Below are 17,482 nucleotides of genomic sequence, written 5' to 3'. Positions count from 1 at the left end.
TCGCTGAAATGGTAATTAAATTGTATTTTGTCTTAAATTTTGATAGCTAATTATGGGGAATAAACCTCAATTAAGTATAAGCCAGGTCGTTAACATGAGTTTTGGATTTTTAGGAATACAAATGGGCTTTGCTTTACAGAATGGTAATGCTTCACGTATTCTTCAAACTTTTGGTGCGGATGTGGAGCATCTATCTTTATTTTGGCTGGCAGCACCAATAACAGGTATGATCGTTCAGCCAATAATCGGTCACTATAGTGACCGGACCTGGACGCGGCTGGGACGTCGCCGGCCCTATATTTTAGTGGGAGCCCTCCTTACTACAATGACATTGCTGCTTATGCCCAACGCAGCCCTGTTGACAGCGTTGATCCCACCACTTTGGATCGGAGCAGGCCTGCTGATGTTTATGGATGCATCCATCAATATAACGATGGAACCTTTTAGGGCACTGATAGGAGATAATCTGCCCAGTGCGCAACGTAGTCTGGGTTTTTCGGTGCAGACCTTTCTCATTGGTATAGGGGCTGTTGTAGGGTCGTTGTTGCCCTATATACTAACTAACTATTTGGGGATTTCTGGTACTGCAGAGCCAGGGCATGTACCTACGAATGTAATTTATTCATTTTATGTCGGTGGACTGGTATTACTGCTGTCCGTATTATGGTCGGTGTTCAAAACAAAGGAATATAGTCCGTCGGAACTGAAATCATTTGCCGAAGAAACCGTGGAGACCGTAGAAAATACTGCTACTTTTGGGATTGGTACAATTGTAAAGGATATCAAGGTCATGCCGCTGGTGATGAAGAAATTGGGCTGGGTACAGTTTTTCTCCTGGTTTGCCCTATTCATGATGTGGGTATATACGACACCGGCTATTGCGGAATCGGTGTTTTATCTAAAAGCTGGAAACCGCCAGGATCTTTATATGGAGGCCGCCAATTGGGTCGGTGTGCTGTTTGGGATTTATAATGGGGTTTCGGCCATTTATGCATTATTTATCCCCAGGATCGCTAAACGATATGGGCGTGGTAAAACCCATGCTTTTGGACTTATTGTGGGGGGACTTTCGCTGATTTCGCTGTTTCTGATCAAAGATGCCACATTACTTATCTTACCCATGCTCGGTATTGGGATCGCCTGGGGCAGCATATTGGCCATGCCCTACGCCATCTTGAGTGATCATTTACCGCCAACAAAAATGGGGGTATATATGGGCCTCTTTAATTTTTTTATTACACTGCCGCAGATTGTCTGTGGATTTTTTGGTGGAATGATCATTAAATTCATCTTTCAGAGCCAATCGATCTATGGCTTATTGCTGGCAGGCGTATTCATGTTTTTGGCCGCATTTTTTGTGCCCAAAAGCAAGCAATAGATTTGAAGAATTGCATGTGGCATCATGATGCCACATGCAATCTTATTTTGATTTCCTAGTATTATCGTTACCTGCCACATAACATGATCAGACCATTCTAGGATTTGATCGGCTGATTTAACCTCTTCATTTACCGGGTTCTTTGTACTGTCTCGATAACGATCACTTCTGATATTTTTCCTTAACCGTTGCTTCCCCGCGCGACAATTAGCTGTTTTCGGTCATATAAACACTGGGTGGCATGCCATAATGTTTATGGAAATCCCTGGAGAAATTTGATTGTACGGTATAGCCGACCATGGTGGAAATCTGAGTAATGTTATATTCTCTCTGAACCAACAATTCGGCCGCTTTTTTTAAGCGGGAGATATTGATCAGCTCGTTGGGTGTCAGGTCAGATAAGCCTTTAATTTTACGGTACAAGGTTGGCCGGCTCATATTCATTAACCGGGCCAGCTCATCGACATTCAGGTCGATATCTGAAATATTCTCATAAATAACCGTGTTGAGCTGGCTGATAAAATCCTTATCCGGTGCCGAGACATTGATATCCAGGAGGTTTGACCCGGAAGCATTGGTAAAGTAGTTTTTGATGATCATCCGGTTATTGAGGATATTACGTATCTGCACCATTAAAAATTCCATGGAGAAAGGTTTTTCGATATAGGCATCCGCACCGATCTTCAGGCCATGAATTTTGGCATCAAGTGCATTTTTTGCGGTCAGGAATATCACGGGGATATGGCTGTACAGGATGTCACTCTTGATACGTTTGCAAAGAGCGATGCCGTCCATAATAGGCATCATAATATCTGTCAAGACGAGCTGTACATTGTCCTGATCCAATATTTCAAGTGCTTCAGCTCCATTGCTAGCACGCAGAATTGTATAATCAATTTTCAGTTCCTTATTGAGGTAGGCCAGTATTTCTTTGTTGTCCTCGACAATGAGGATGACCGGTTTTTCGGCGTTTTGATCTGTTGTTGCGTTTCGTTTGTCTTCCTTAGGAACCACAGTCTCTTCGAGGATTGGTTTGATGTCCAAGGTCTGCTCCTGCACAATGGGGATCGAGAGCAGAAAGATGTTTCGGTTTTCTTCCGTATAAGCCAGCGATAATGAACCCTGGTGAAGCTCCACTAGCGAACGGGATAGGGGTAATCCAATACCTGTTCCGGTATCTTTATTCGATTCGTTTAATCGGTAAAAGGGCTCAAATATTTTTTCCCGTTTTTCAAAAGGAATAAGATCGCCATCATTTCGAAATTCGATATTGAACATAATATCGTCACTGTTGAAAGGAAGCAATTTGACATGTACCTGATGAGCGGCATATTTTATGGCATTATGAATCAAGTTGGTGAATATTTTCCGCAAAGCCTCTTCATCGACTTGGGCAGTGAGTGTAATCCGGGGCAAGGAAAGATCATATTGCAACATTTTTTCCTTTGCGAGTGTGTTCAGGTCATTGAATACATCAAGTAACAAGTTGTTAATGTCCGTTTTTGTAAAGATAAGGCTCATATTATTTGTTTCTGCTTTTCTAAAGTCCAAAAGTTGATTAGTCAGCCTAATCAGCCTTGTCGTGTTTTTTTCGATTAAGACAAGGTCATTTACCGTGTCATTCGCCTCAGATTGATGTGTACGGATGAGTTTCTCTAGTGGCATCTTGATTAAGGTCAATGGTGTCCGGATTTCGTGGGCGAGATTGGTGAAAAACTCAAGTTTAAGATTATAGACTTCTTGTTCTTTTTTACGTTCATAGCTATCCATTTTTTGTGCGTTATTCGCTTTGATCAGCAAAAAATAATACCGCAATATCAATAAGATAATTGTGCTAAATATCAGTAAATAAATAGTGTACGCCCAGGCGGATAACCACCAGGGTGGTGAAACGACAATACGTAGTTGTTTTTCCGCCGGGTTCCAGATGCCATTATTATTTGCCCCTTTAAATTTAAAGGTATAAGTGCCGGGGGGAAGCTTATTATAATAAATTTTTTGACTGCCAGTGATCTCAGTCCAGCCTTTGTCATAACCCTCCATGATATAGCGATAGGGATTGCTTTTAGGGGAAACAAAGCTCAAGGCTGCGATATTGAAACTGATATTGGAACTGTCATAGGTCAGTTGAATCTCTCTTGATAAGGAGATGGATTGTTTGAGTATGCCATTTTCACGAACCTGTATGTTCTCGTTGTTGATCTGAATGCCGCTTATGAATATAGGTGGAATAAAGTTATTCTTGATGGATTTTGTCGGGTTAAAACTGACCATTCCTTTTATAGTACCAAAATATAATGTACCGTCCTTATCTTTAAATGCTGAATTATAATTAAACTGATCCGCAGGAAGCCCGTCTCGCGATGTATAGATGACCATATGGGGGAAATCTCCGTCCAGTCTGACCAGCCCACCTCCTGTTGATATCCATATGCTGTTATTGTCGTCTTCCAATACTTTAAATACCTGATTAGAAGGTAAACCCGATTCCGTCTGATAGTTGGTGAAATGCCCATCACGGCGGTATTTCGAAAGACCGCTTTCGGTACAAAACCACAGATTTTTTTTGCTGTCTTCGAATAAGCCATTGACGTAATTATTGACGAGTGTATTTTGTTTACCTTGCTCGGAGCGTAAATGTTTAATTTCACCCGTATCCCGATTGTATTGGTAAACTCCGCTTCCATAGGTGTTGACCCAAAGTATACCATCGTCATCTTCGTAAATTCCTTGTATCCATGCTGTAATGGGCATAAGGTCAAAACTGTCGCTATATTTGTTGTAGCCATATAATGCGCGGTCTGTCCCTACAAACATGCTGTTGTCTCTGGCCTTAAAGATGCAAACGGCGAAGCTGCTTTGTAAGGGACCTTTGCCGATGCGGTCATAGTGCTTTTTTAATTTTCCGGTCTTTACGTCAAGTATATCCAAGCCATGGGTTGTAGAGCCTACCCAAAGCTCATCGCCGATGGTTGCCAAACCATGGACATTGTTATGTGCAATACTGCCTTTTTTTCCATTGGCAACAAAATGCTGGATATGTTGTGTTTGAGCATCTATTTTGTTTAGGCCACCATCTTCTGTGCCTATCCAGAAATTTCCATAGCTATCTTTTTTTATATCGTGTACGATATTCCCGGATAAAGCAGATTTTCCAAATCCATATAGATACTTTTTGAAGTTGTCGAATTTGTTGCTGTATTGGTTAAAACCGCCAAAAAATGTTCCGAACCAGATGTTATCTTCACGGTCCCGATAGAAATTCAAAACGGCATTATCCGATATGGCAAATGGATTGAGCAGATCTTTTTTGATGTGTTGGCTCTGACCTGTATGAATGTCATAGGTATATATTCCAGTCTCTGTTCCGATCCAGTATACCGACTCTGTCTGTTGGATAATGCAATTTGCCTGGATGACTTTCTTAGGGTAATGGTTTGCAAATAAGTTTTTTAATGTTCCATTTTTAAAATCAAACAGGTAGGCTGAATTGATGGTACCGACCATGAGCAGGGAGTCGTTGATAGCGTAGACGGTCTTTGTGTTGGCCAGTGCTTTCCGATCTGATTTTTTGAGTGCAATTTGAACAAATTTGCCGGAGTTAACCTGGTACCTTTCGATTGTACTGTTAATATCTGTGGTCCACAGTCCGCCTTTTTTACTGCTGGTAATGGCTACCAGGGTATTTTTGTTTTGATCAAAAGAAACGATTTCCGTTGTAAGAGGATTATAACGATAGAGTTTACCATTGGAAAGCAGCCAGATAAAACCGGCATATTCATGTATGGCGTTTACCTCGCCAATCGGTATGCTATTGAATGGTCTGAAGTTTTCTTTAACCGGATTGTAACAATAGGTACCCCGTGTCGTTCCTACCCATAGCACACCTTTGCTATCGGTAAGGATACTTAAAATAGACGAGCTCCCGATGCTTGTTGGATCTGAAGCATTGTGCCTAAATATCTTAAATTGATTGCCATCAAAACGATTAAGCCCATTCCTTGTCCCTAGCCAAAGAAAGCCTTGGGTATCTTGCGTAATACACTTAACAGAACTATTGGAGAGACCATCGTGGGGTTGATAATTTTTAAAATAGAACGATTGTGCCTGTAGGTTAGTCCATACAAGTAGGAGATAGAGGATAGGTATAAAGGTTATTCTGCGCAAAATTGATAATGTATCTCTAAAAATAGTCAATAAAAAAGAAAAAAAAGAGATCTGTTGATACGTTTTGATATAAAATTGAGACGCTATGATTGGGGTCGCAGCAAGGATTTAGCGATTTTTATAGGACGATAATAACCAAAAAGTAAACTTATGCCTTGCCCTAAAATTATGACAGCAGATAGCTGTATTCTTATTTTTTTTAAGCGAGTTACTTATCAGTCTATAGTGCTTACAAACGGTATGGGACGACGGTTTTCAGGTTCTTTAAAGGAACCTGTAGTTAGCATGGCCGATAGTTGTATGAAGGGGTGCGGAGATACCAGTTTGTTATTGGACTGAAAAACCATGAATCACTTAACATTTTGTTTGAGCAAGAAATTGCTCTGAAATACAGAATCAATTAAACCACCAATTTAAAAGCGTATGAAAAACAAACTACTTGCGCAATGTGTAATGATGCCAGCATTACTGTTCACCACCTTTATTGCGGTAGCCCAGACCAAGGTGCTGAAAGGGAAGGTTGTGGATGAGACCCAAAGTCCACTGACAGGGGCAACGATCAAAGTAAAAGGGAGTACCGCAGCGACCACTACGGATGCTGGGGGTGCATTTACACTGCAGATTTCCAATGAGGCCAAATCACTGGAAGTTTCTTATATCGGCTATGCGCTGAAAGAAGTCCCGATTGTGGGCAATGAGATGACAATTGCGTTGGAACCCAGTGCCGATCAGGGCCTGGAAGAGGTGGTCGTCATTGGTTACGGTACAGCCCGAAAGAAGGATCTGACGGGCTCGATGGTAACCATAGGCGCCAAAAACTTCAATAAAGGTATTATGACGAGCCCCGATCAATTGATCCAAGGAAAGACACCGGGGGTTATGGTGATCAACAATACGGGCCAACCCGGGGGATCTACTACCGTACGTATCCGTGGGAATTCGTCCATCCGGGCCAGCAACAATCCTTTATTTGTGCTGGATGGGGTACCGATGTCCGGTAACTCACCTCTACCGGAAGGAAGAGGTGGATTTTCTTCCGATCGTGGTAACCCATTGACTTATCTGAACCCTGGTGATATCGCCAGCATGGATATCCTGAAAGACGCCTCAGCAACAGCAATCTATGGTTCCCGTGGAGCTAATGGGGTGGTGATCATCACGACGAAAAAAGGAAAGGTCGGATCTCCGGAAGTTTCAGTGGGCGCATCGGCAGGGGTATCGACCATGCGTGAATATCCCGATGTACTGAATCCGGCAAGATTTAGAGAAGCCTTGAGTTATTATACACCATCGGAAGTCGCCAATGCTGATTTTGGTGGTAGCGAAGATGCATTTAAGGCGATCACCAGAAAGGCCATTACACAAAATTATTATGCTGATGTGGCCGGAGGAACCGAGCATGGAAAATATAGATTGTCCGGTGGATATTTAAATCAAAACGGTATTATCCGCGGTTCCCAATTAAAGAAATATACCGCGAATTTCACCGGGAATTTCCGTTTCTTGGAAAGTAAGAAATTAGGACTCGATTTTTCGGTGTTCCTGACACAGATGGACAATAAATATGCACCGATCAATGCGATGGTGGGTTCGGAAGGAAATGTGATCTCACAGGCCCTGCAATGGAACCCAACCCGATCCCTATGGGATGATGAGGGTAATTTGACCTTTGTGAGTACCACGACCCGCAATCCATTGACCAGTATTGAGGCATTCAAGGATCTGGCAACCACCAATACCATGGTGGTCAACCTGGCGCCGTATTATAAAATCACGGATGATCTGGAATACCGTTTTATCTACAGTGCCATGCGCCAGACGGGTAACCGTTCGGGGATGTACCGGGCAGGGCTTATTGACCCCTCGGCTGTAAACAACGAGCAGGCCTTTCTCTCCAACAATAACGAAACCAATCTACAGATGACGCACATGCTTTCCTATAATAAGCAGATCAACGAAGATTGGAATGTGAATGCGGTAGCTGGTTATGAATACCTGGACTACAATTACAATAACAATATTTCCTTTGGTGGTGGATTCAGATACCTTGGACTGGATTATTTTGATTATTTGCAATATTCTCCTGTTGCGACCAGAGAAATATCTTCTTATAGAAGCCCTACAAACCAATTGCAGTCACTTTTCTTACGTGGTGGCTTTAATTACCTGAACCGGTATTTATTTACGGCTACAGTAAGAAGAGATGGCTCAACCAAATTTGGGGCCAACAACAAATATGCGATGTTTCCATCGCTGGCAGTCGCATGGAATGTTGCTGAAGAAGACTTCTTGAAGTCCAGTGGCATTTTCGATCAACTGAAAGTACGTCTGGGCTGGGGAAAAACCGGTAACCAGGAGTTCCCTTCCGGTGCTTCCCTGGATAGATTAGTTTTTGGAAACCAGAGCATCAGCCAGGCAAACTATGGAAACCCGGATCTGAAATGGGAAACCTCCACCACCATCAATGCTGGTATTGACTTCGGTATTTGGGGCAACCGCCTGTATGGTTCGATCGATTACTTCAATAAAAAAACAACAGATGCCCTATTTGAGCAAACGCTTGCTCAACCGGCACCTGCAGGTCGTATCTGGGTAAATCTGGACGGTGAAATTGTCAATAAAGGGGTTGAGGTAGCGTTGACAGGAACGCTGGTCAAAAATGATAACTGGACCTGGGATCTGACCGGTAATGCGACATTCCTTAAAAATAGTGTGAGTGGCCTCATTGGTTATTATGAGACCGGTGCCTTGAGAGGTCAGGGATTTTCGGGGGTACTGGGACAACGGATGGTGAATGGTCAACCCTTAAATGTGTGGTACCTGGCCGATTACCAAGGTATTGATCCACAGACAGGCATGAGCATGTACCGTGGTGAGGATGGCAGCATCAGTACGGAAAATGATCCGGCAATCAACAAATTTTATATGAACAGCCCTAACCCCAAAACATTGCTTGGTATCTCCACGAATGTCAATTATAAGAAGATTTCGTTGGCGGCAAACATGAATGGTGCTTTTGGACATTACCTGTTCAATAATACGGCGGCAACAACTTTAGGCCTGAGTAACCTGTCCTCGCGGAATATCGGTTCTGCTTTCTTTGATACCTCTGTTAAAGAGTCTACTTCCAACTCCGCAGCGCCTTCGACACGTTTTCTGGAGAAGGGTGATTATCTGAAACTGGCCAACCTTACGCTGAGCTACAAGGTCGGAGATGTTGGGAAAACATTGAAAAATTTAAATGTTTCGCTTACGGGACAGAACCTGTTTATCATTACGAAATATACCGGTTTCGATCCTGAGGTGAATACGGATGGTGCGACCAATGGTATTCCTTCTTTGGGTATTGAATATTTGCCTTACCCACCGGCAAGAAATATTTTATTGGGTGTCAACTTCTCCCTTTAAACCTGTGTTAAATGTCATTGGAAATCAAAAATCGTAGACAGATGAAATTAAAAAAATTAGTATATATAGCCTTAATTGGCTCAGTGGTGACAAGCACATTTTCTTGTACAAAGCTGAAAGAGGAATTTAAGGGCGAGCTGGAAGAAGGGACATCGAATGTCGATCCCGGAAGCCTACTGATTACGGCCTATAATTCGTTGAATACACCCTATCAACAGGAGCAACGTTGGGTCATGCAGGAAATCTCTACGGATGCCGCAATGGCCCCTACCCGTGGTGGGGACTGGGATGACAACGGTATGCACCGGGCCATTCACCTGCATACCTGGAATGCGGACAACGGCTATATGAACAATACTTTTGTCAGCTTGGGAACAGCAATTTACAATGCCACAAATGTGCTGAAATATAAACCCAGTACGCAGCAAGCTGCCGAAGCCCGCTTTATCCGTGCCTTGGTCATGTTTGATCTATTGGATCTGTATGGTGTGGTCCCGATCCGGGAAGGGGAGTCCTTTGAAGATTTTAGAATTGCACCGGAGGTACTACAACCGCAGGCCGCTATTGATTACATGGTAAAGGAACTGAATGAAATCATGGAGGGGCTCCCAGCAAATGGACCTAGGACGGCTTATGTTGCCAACAAAAATGCGGCAAAGGCCTTATTGATGAAAATCTACCTAAATAAAGGAGCTTTCTTAAATCGGCAATCCCCTAGCTTCGCACCTGAGGATATGAACAAAGTTATCTCCCTGGCTAAGGAAATTACAGCAACTGGTGCATATAGCATCTCGGCAAAAGGCAAATATTTTGACAACTTTGCCCCCGATAATGATGAAAAATCAACCGAGAATATTTATACCCTGTTCAACAAAAATGGCGAACGAGGCGGAAGTGTGGACCGGACCTGGAATACCATTGCCCACTACAATATGAATCCGGGGGGATGGAACGGCTGGTGTACCTTATCTGACTATTACAATAAGTTTTCGGCATCTGATGAGCGTAGAGGTATCTATTATGAGTATGCAGCGGACACAACCTCCAATCGGAAAAAAGGATTCAAACGTCAGAATGTAGGCTTCTTTGCGGGGCAACAATACAACTGGAGCACCAACAAACCATTGAAAGCGCGTAACCCGGCCACGGCACCGTTGGTGTTTACACCTGAAGTGACCATACGTACCTCTGGAGCCACATTGGAAACAGCTGGCATTCGTCCCATGAAATATGCTTTTGACTACGGTGTTACAGGTCAGCGCAATAACGACTGGGTGGTCTTTCGGTATGCCGATGTGGTATTGATGCAGGCAGAGGCGGTCTTACGTGGGGGAACTGGTGCAGCTACGGATGCACTCGGCCTGGTCAACAGCATCCGAACAAATCGGGGGGTGCCGGTACTGGCTTCCTTAACCTTGGATAATCTCCTGGACGAACGTGCCCGCGAGCTGTACTGGGAAGGCTGGCGGAGACAGGACCTGATCCGTTTTGGTAAATTCCTACAGGCATGGCAGGAAAAAGCGGCCGATCCGGATCCAAAAACATTGTTGTATCCTATCCCGAGCCAACAGATCGCGGTAAATCCTAATCTGAAACAAAATCCAGGCTATTAATAAAAAAAACCGCTCTAACGGCGGTAAAAAAACTACTTGATCCGTTTGGATTTGTATTAAAGGTCTTTAGATTAGCAAGAATACTGCCTAATCTAAAGACCTTTTTTCTTTCGCTAAACTTGTGTATAGGACAGTTTGGAATTGCTCGACAGCCTATCGTACCAGGACTAGGGTTTCTTCGCAATAGAGTCTTAGCAGCTTCGCTATGTATGCGGCATAAATCCGTGCTGAGTCCGTGGTGAGTCCGAGTTAAACACGGACTCAGTACGTAAACAAACTGGTTGTCTTACACTGCTAATACCCCCTCCATGCCCCATAAAAGGGCTATAGCAGGTACGGATCAAGCTCGAATCCATGCCAAGAGTGCGTTTTACACGGACTCTGTTTCTTGAAGATGAAAATATTATCTTGTTTTTTTGATAAAAAATAATCACTTTAGAGCTGGATAACTAGCCAAAAAAGAGTGGTGGTTGATGGGCGATACTTACGCATCTATCAGGGACCAAGTTTCGATGTAATGATTGTCAACAATGATTGCAGGGAAGCAAGACTATCTAAATGTAGATTATGATTAACGAAATCCTACAACGGGCACCGACAAACGAAAAAGAGTTTTTTTTAGCTTATCGTTATTGGTATAGAAAATTGTATTATTTTTTGTACCACAAGACGCAGTGCTCCAGCCTTTCGGAAGATGTGGTGCAGCAGACATTTCTGATTGTGTGGGAACGGAAAAATAAAGCGAATGCGGAGATCCGGTTCAGTACGCAGCTTTTTCAGATTGCCCGGACCAAATTGATCGACGAACTCCGGCGTCAGGCACTGGACCGAAAATACGTGGAAGCCGAGAAACCGTTTGTCCTGAGCCAATATGAAGACCTGGAAAGGCAGATTGCCTATAAAGGAGAACTGGCTTATGTGAAGGAGCTCATCGCCCAGATGCCATTCATGCGGCAGCAGGTATTTTATCTCCACAAGATCGAAGAACTGAGCTACAAAGAAATCGCTACCAAACTCGCTATCTCCCCCAAAACTGTTGAGAACCATGTCAGCATCGGTCTCAAATTCATCAAAAAATTTTTCAAATTGCTTTAGGGGATAAGGTACCCGTTATTCGTATTACAGTTAAATACCTGCTCGAAAATAGGAGCTGCAACTGTTATGAATCGTAAGCAATTATTAAATAAATTCCTGGCAAACCAATGTTCGGCAGAGGAGGCCAAGCTTGTATTGTCCTGGCTCAATGAGGATCCAACCTTGCTGGATGACCTGATCTCGGAAAACGATTGGATGACGTACATTGCACAGGAGAAAAATACCAAACGCAGCGGGCATAAGCTCGTAAAGCTCCTGCTGATATTCGTACTTTTTGGACTGTTGTTTGTTTTTTCAAACCTATCGCTGGAGACGACATCCCGATTTGCGCAGCAGCCACTACCGGGCATCCTCCAGGAGCTTTATTACAATCCACTATCACAGCCCAAAGAAATTATCACCGAGGATGGCTCGCACCTGAAGCTTGAAGGGGGCGCTTTGTTGCAGGTACGGATCAGACCGGAGCTCGATATTAGGCATGTCCGGGTACTGAACGGAAAAATCAGCTTTGCTGTTGCGAAGGATCCTTCAAAACCTTTTATTGTCGAAAGTCATCAGTTGATGACAACAGCATTAGGGACCCAATTTACGGTAGATTTTGATTCGGAATCCAACAATGTTGTCATTCGCTTGTTTGAGGGCAAAGTGCGGGTAGAACATACCGATACAAACAGTGAGGACGCAAAAATCCTAAAACCTGGCCAGCAGATCTGGTTTTCGGAACAGTCCACCATGGTTCTTTCGGATTTTGGAAATAAACTGCCCGCAAAACAGAGCCTGACAGCTGCAGTTTCCCCTGCTGCCATCCGGACAAAAGCCTATACCTATCCAAAGACGATCCACCAGTCGCAGGATTGGCTGCAGCTGGAGGAGACTTCCCTGTCAGATATTATTCAATTTATTAACCACGAACTCGATATGCCGATTTCCTATGATTCCCTGATGGTCAGACACTACCGGATCAGGGGCCGTTTTAGGAAACAGCATACGATGGATATACACGACAAAACCCAGTTGGCAGAATCTATTTTACAACTGATTGTCGAGGTCAACCCTTTTGTACTGCAAAAACAGCATAACACATATGTACTCAAACCTAAAAAATAGCATCATGGTAAAACTCAACTTAACCAGGAAACCATTTTTTGTGTTCCTTGTCCTGACTTTGCTCTCCTTTCAATGTCTAGCAGGCACGATCAATGGTGTCATCAAAAATTCCGCCGGGCAACGGCTCGCGGGTGTAAGTATCCTATTGAAAAATGGGGGCAGTAATTTTTCGGCAGCAGCTTCCAGTGCTGCTGATGGAACGTTCCGTTTCAGCGATGTCCCTGATGGGAAAGGCTATGAACTGACCTTTTCTTATATCGGGTACCAGCACTATGTGGAAAGCAATGTGCAGGTGTCGGCCACGGGAGCAACTACGCTTTCCATTATTCTGGAAGATCAGGTCAATCAGCTGGAAGATGTTGTGGTGATCGGTTATGGTAAACAGAAAAAGAGCGATCTCACCGGTGCTATTGCATCGCTTTCCAGCAATGAGCTGACAAAAGGTGGTGCCGTGAGTAATGTCGGGCAGGCCCTGCAGGGAAAAGCTTCGGGCGTCGTGGTCACCCAGAATTCTAAAGCCCCCGGTGGAAGTACTTCCATCCGTATCCGGGGCACCAACTCCATCAGTGGTAGTAACGATCCGCTTTATGTTATTGATGGCTTTCCGACCAATAACGGGATCAACATCAATCCGGATGATATTGCTTCCATGGATATCTTGAAGGATGCATCTGCCACGGCGATCTATGGCTCCAGAGGGGCAAATGGGGTGATCATCATTACGACCAAACGCGGCCGCACGGATCAGAACAATATCACCTACAGCGGTTATGTGGGAACGCAAAAACCGGTCAACCCGTTTAGCTTTCTTGATGGCAAACAATATATGAATCTAGCGAATGCACTCTACAAAGAGATTGAAGGACAGGAAAATCAGGAATATGCTGTTTACACCAAATCACAGCTAGAATCGGATGTTAATACGGACTGGGTCAAAGAGACGATGCGAAACAGCATTCTGCAGAACCACAACCTACAGTTTTCCGGTGGTGGAGAAAAAACAAAAGTGCTGACCAGTGTGGGGTATTTTGACCAAAAAGGAATTTTAAAGACTACGGATTTCAACCGGATTTCGGGCCGTATCAATGTCGACCAAAAGATCAATGATTTTATCCGGACCGGGGCGACGCTATCGGCACAGCGGGAAAAATCCAATATGCAGGTGTATGATGGAAATATATTGAATTCAAATGTGCTGTATAGTATCCTGACCTACGATCCTACGGTACCCGTATACAATGCTGATGGAAGCTTTGGGCGACCTCCCGGAGGGCAGGGCGATAACCCGCTTGCCAATCTGATGTCACGTATCAATGATGTGCAGCGCGATAAGCTGAATGGAAATATTTTTGTTGAAGTCAACCCGATCAAGGAATTGACCCTGCGCATGAATGCGGGAACGGAAATCACCCACGATCAGCTAGGAAGCTACCTGACACGGGATTCTTATCAGGGTGGAATAGATGATGGTGTCGCCAGTCAGGCAGATTACAATGAAACCCACAACCTGATCGATTTCTATGCGACCTATACCAAGGTATTTCAGGAAAAACACAACCTGAGCGTGATGGGGGGATACTCCTATGAGAAATATGTGCGCAACAATAAAGGCATCAATGTGAAAGGTTTTTCAACCGACCTGCTGGAATACAATAATCTTGGCCTGGCCTCAAGTATTACAGGAGTGAATTCGGCAAAGGCAGAGAACCTGGTGATTTCGTTTTTCGGCCGTGTTAACTATGCCTATGCCGATAAATATTTGCTGACGGCTACCTTGCGGCGGGATGGTTCCTCCCGGTTCAGCCCAAACCACCGTTGGGGAACATTTCCATCAGCAGCCTTTGCCTGGAAGATCAATAATGAAGGGTTCATGCAGGATCAGCAGCTCTTTTCAGACCTGAAATTTAGACTGGGCTATGGACAGACCGGGAATGATCGCGTTGCTGATTATGCGTCCTATGGTTTAATGGATAATGGTCATTATACTTTTGATGGCATTACCAATGCCGGCGGTGTCAAGCAAAATCCCAATTACCCTGAAAATGACCAGCTGAAATGGGAATCTACGACGCAATATAACATGGGACTGGATTTCGCCTTTTTCAAAAACCGACTGGCATTTACCTTGGATGCTTACTATAAGAAGACGAATGATCTGTTGATCCGAAGCATACTTCCGTATTATACGGGCTATGTGTCGGGACAACGTAACCTGGGGGCCATGAATAATAAAGGGCTGGAATTTTCGGTCACGAGCAAGAACATGACCGGCGAGTTCAGTTGGGAAACCAAGCTGAATATTGCCATGAACCGCAATAAAGTATCCAGCCTGGGCGGGGAGCCCGAACAGCTGCTGACGTCGTCAAAACCCATGGGGAATGTATCGGAGGAAGCGTATTCTGTGATCCGGGTCGGTGAATCGTTGGGATCTTTGTTCGGGTATCAATATCTTGGCGTCATCCAGCAAGACGAACATTATGCAGCACAGCCTAATTCAAAAGCGGGCGATCCGAAGTTTGCGGATATCAATGGCGATGGAACCATCAATTCGGCAGACCGTACCATTATTGGCCGAGGCTACCCTAAGCTCAACTTTGGGATGACCAATACCTTTGCCTATAAGAATTTTGATCTCACGGCATTTGTATACGGCAACTTGGGCAATGACCTGCTCAATATGACGCGCATGAATCTGGAATGGAAACGTACCACAGCAGCACTGGACCGCTGGACGCCAACAAATACCAATACGGATATCCCAAGAAATGGATTTTACTACATGAACTATGGCGGTTATATCAATGATCATTTTATCGAAAATGCTTCTTTCTTACGTTTACGTAATCTGACACTGGGTTACACTGTACCCCTAAAGACAAAAGCGATCCAGTCGATCCGGGTGTATGGTATGGCTGAAAACTTGTTTACCATTAGTAATTACACCGGTTGGGATCCTGAGGTAGATACCAAAGGTTATGAAAATGATGCGTTGGTCAAGAACAGGGCTGGAAATAATCAAAGTGCAAATGCCGGTGTGGGTTTAGATTTCAATTCCTACCCTTCGATGCGCTCATTCACCTTCGGTGTAAGTGCCACATTTTAATAGCTAACCGTTAAATTCAAATGACATGAAGACGACTAAAAACAACATCAAATATATCTTGGGAATGACCGCACTGGCAGCTGTGCTCAGTGGCAGTATGACTGGCTGTACCAAGCTGGATCCCAAACTGTACAGCGACCTGACGACCAAAAATGCCTATTCGACGGAGAGCGATATCAATGCTGCACTGACAGGGGTATACACCAGCCTGTCGCCCTATCCTGGTGATGCTTATCAATATTATGCCGGTTATCTGGTGATGATCACCGACTATGCGACCGATATGGGATTTTCGACCGCCGCCGGTGATCCCACACGGATGAGCAACTTTTCATACGACGATAATAACCGGTATTTTAAATTCAACTACCAGAATATGTACCAGGTGATCAGTAATGCGAATATGCTGATCGAAAGGATCGAAGAAGTCCCTATTGCCGAAGACCGAAAAACGAAGATCATTGCACAGGCACGCTTCCTTCGGGCTTTATCTTACATGGACCTGACAGACGCATGGGGCCCGGTACCGCTGATTACGACGGTGAAAAACCCTACGGAAAGCTATAACGAACCGCTGGCTGCCGTAGCGGATATCGATGCACAGATTGCCCAAGACTGCCAGTATGCGATCGACAACTTGCCTGAGAAATGGTCGGATGAACTTGGTATCGGCCGGGCCACCAAAGGGGCAGCACTGACGCTGATGGGAAAGATGTATATGCGCGCCCATAACTACGAAAAAGCCAAAACTTATATCGATCAGGTACTGGCCCTGCGTGATAAAGGGGTATATACCCTAAATCCGGACTTTAAGAAGGAATGGTCCGACAACAATAAGATGGATATGGGGCTGATTTTTGGGATTCTGCATGAGCCTACATTAAATGGCGGTGAGATCACCAATCACTTCGGACCGACAGATAATCCTGAAGTTCCGGACCGCTGGCAATACTATGGTGTTTCGCTGGATTTCTGGCGTAAATACAGCGATCTTGATCCGCGTAAAAAGTTTTTCTATTACAACTATGAAGGGAAAGCCGCACGCGATAAAAATACAACACATGGATTTTTCTATATGCTGCCGGCCAAGGGGCAGACCACCCCGCCAAGTGATACGGTAAAATTCCTGCAAAATGTAGCGACGAAAAAATACTCTTATGATATGGTCAACAATTCCTATTTGGATGGAAGGACCATCCAGGTCTTTCGTCTTGCCGACGTTATCTTATGTAAAGCTGAGGTTGAAAATGCCTTGAATGGACCTGCAGCAGCATTACCTTACATCAATGAAGTGCGTAAGCGGGCTGGGGCCCCAGAGTATGGTAAGCACCCAGATTTTCCGGCTCCGACCAGCAAGGAAGGCATGATTGACGCACTGGTGGATGAACGTGGCTTTGAGCTGGTCTTTGAATATAAAAGGCGGCAGGACCTGATCCGTCTGGGACGTTATGAAAAGGTGAGCAATGCGTACCTGAAAGGACGTGGGCTCAAGGAAAATGTGACCGAAGCGATGCGCTATTTCCCTTATCCGTTGGAAGAAGCCCGTTTGCATCAGGAAATGACGACTGCAAATCCATCTCGCTTACCTAAATAAATGGCGGGTATACAAAT

Annotated in this window: 8 protein-coding genes; 7 read left to right on the top strand and 1 reads right to left on the bottom strand. The window is 44.4% G+C overall.

Annotated elements, in window-relative coordinates; all coding sequences use genetic code 11:
- Nucleotides 1-52 precede the first annotated feature (52 nt).
- Complete coding sequence (locus HX021_RS13045) at nt 53-1,378, top strand: MFS transporter (RefSeq protein ID WP_286590822.1); 1,326 nt, start codon at nt 53-55, stop codon at nt 1,376-1,378.
- A gap of 207 nt (nt 1,379-1,585) precedes the next feature.
- Here HX021_RS13045 and HX021_RS13040 read toward each other — a convergent pair whose 3' ends face one another.
- Nucleotides 1,586-5,545: a hybrid sensor histidine kinase/response regulator transcription factor gene (locus HX021_RS13040; RefSeq protein WP_286590820.1), complete on the bottom strand. Its 3,960-nt coding sequence runs from the start codon at nt 5,543-5,545 to the stop codon at nt 1,586-1,588.
- A gap of 423 nt (nt 5,546-5,968) precedes the next feature.
- Between HX021_RS13040 and HX021_RS13035 the strand changes: the two genes are divergently transcribed.
- The 6 genes from HX021_RS13035 to HX021_RS13010 all read left to right on the top strand — a co-directional run bounded on the left by HX021_RS13035 (nt 5,969) and on the right by HX021_RS13010 (nt 17,465).
- Nucleotides 5,969-8,953 (top strand): SusC/RagA family TonB-linked outer membrane protein, encoded by a 2,985-nt coding sequence (locus HX021_RS13035; RefSeq protein ID WP_286590819.1) that lies wholly within the window; start codon nt 5,969-5,971, stop codon nt 8,951-8,953.
- Between the two features lie 41 nt (nt 8,954-8,994).
- On the top strand, nt 8,995-10,566 hold the full coding sequence (locus HX021_RS13030; RefSeq protein WP_286590818.1) for a RagB/SusD family nutrient uptake outer membrane protein: 1,572 nt from the start codon (nt 8,995-8,997) through the stop codon (nt 10,564-10,566).
- Nucleotides 10,567-11,133: 567 nt separating this feature from the next.
- A complete protein-coding gene (locus HX021_RS13025) occupies nt 11,134-11,661 on the top strand; it encodes an RNA polymerase sigma factor (protein ID WP_286590817.1) in 528 nt (175 codons plus the stop codon).
- Nucleotides 11,662-11,727: 66 nt separating this feature from the next.
- The gene (locus HX021_RS13020) at nt 11,728-12,768 is read left to right on the top strand and encodes a FecR family protein (protein WP_286590816.1); all 1,041 of its coding nucleotides are present in this window, start codon (nt 11,728-11,730) and stop codon (nt 12,766-12,768) included.
- 4 nt (nt 12,769-12,772) lie between these two features.
- Nucleotides 12,773-15,871 carry a SusC/RagA family TonB-linked outer membrane protein gene (locus HX021_RS13015; protein WP_286590815.1) on the top strand — a complete coding sequence of 1,033 codons (3,099 nt, stop codon included), beginning with the start codon at nt 12,773-12,775 and terminating at the stop codon, nt 15,869-15,871.
- 25 nt (nt 15,872-15,896) lie between these two features.
- Complete coding sequence (locus tag HX021_RS13010; RefSeq protein WP_286590814.1) at nt 15,897-17,465, top strand: RagB/SusD family nutrient uptake outer membrane protein; 1,569 nt, start codon at nt 15,897-15,899, stop codon at nt 17,463-17,465.
- Nucleotides 17,466-17,482 lie beyond the last annotated feature (17 nt).

It is taken from the genome of Sphingobacterium sp. N143, from assembly GCF_030325625.1.
Classification (GTDB): domain Bacteria; phylum Bacteroidota; class Bacteroidia; order Sphingobacteriales; family Sphingobacteriaceae; genus Sphingobacterium.
This window is presented reverse-complemented; position numbering and strand designations above follow the sequence as displayed.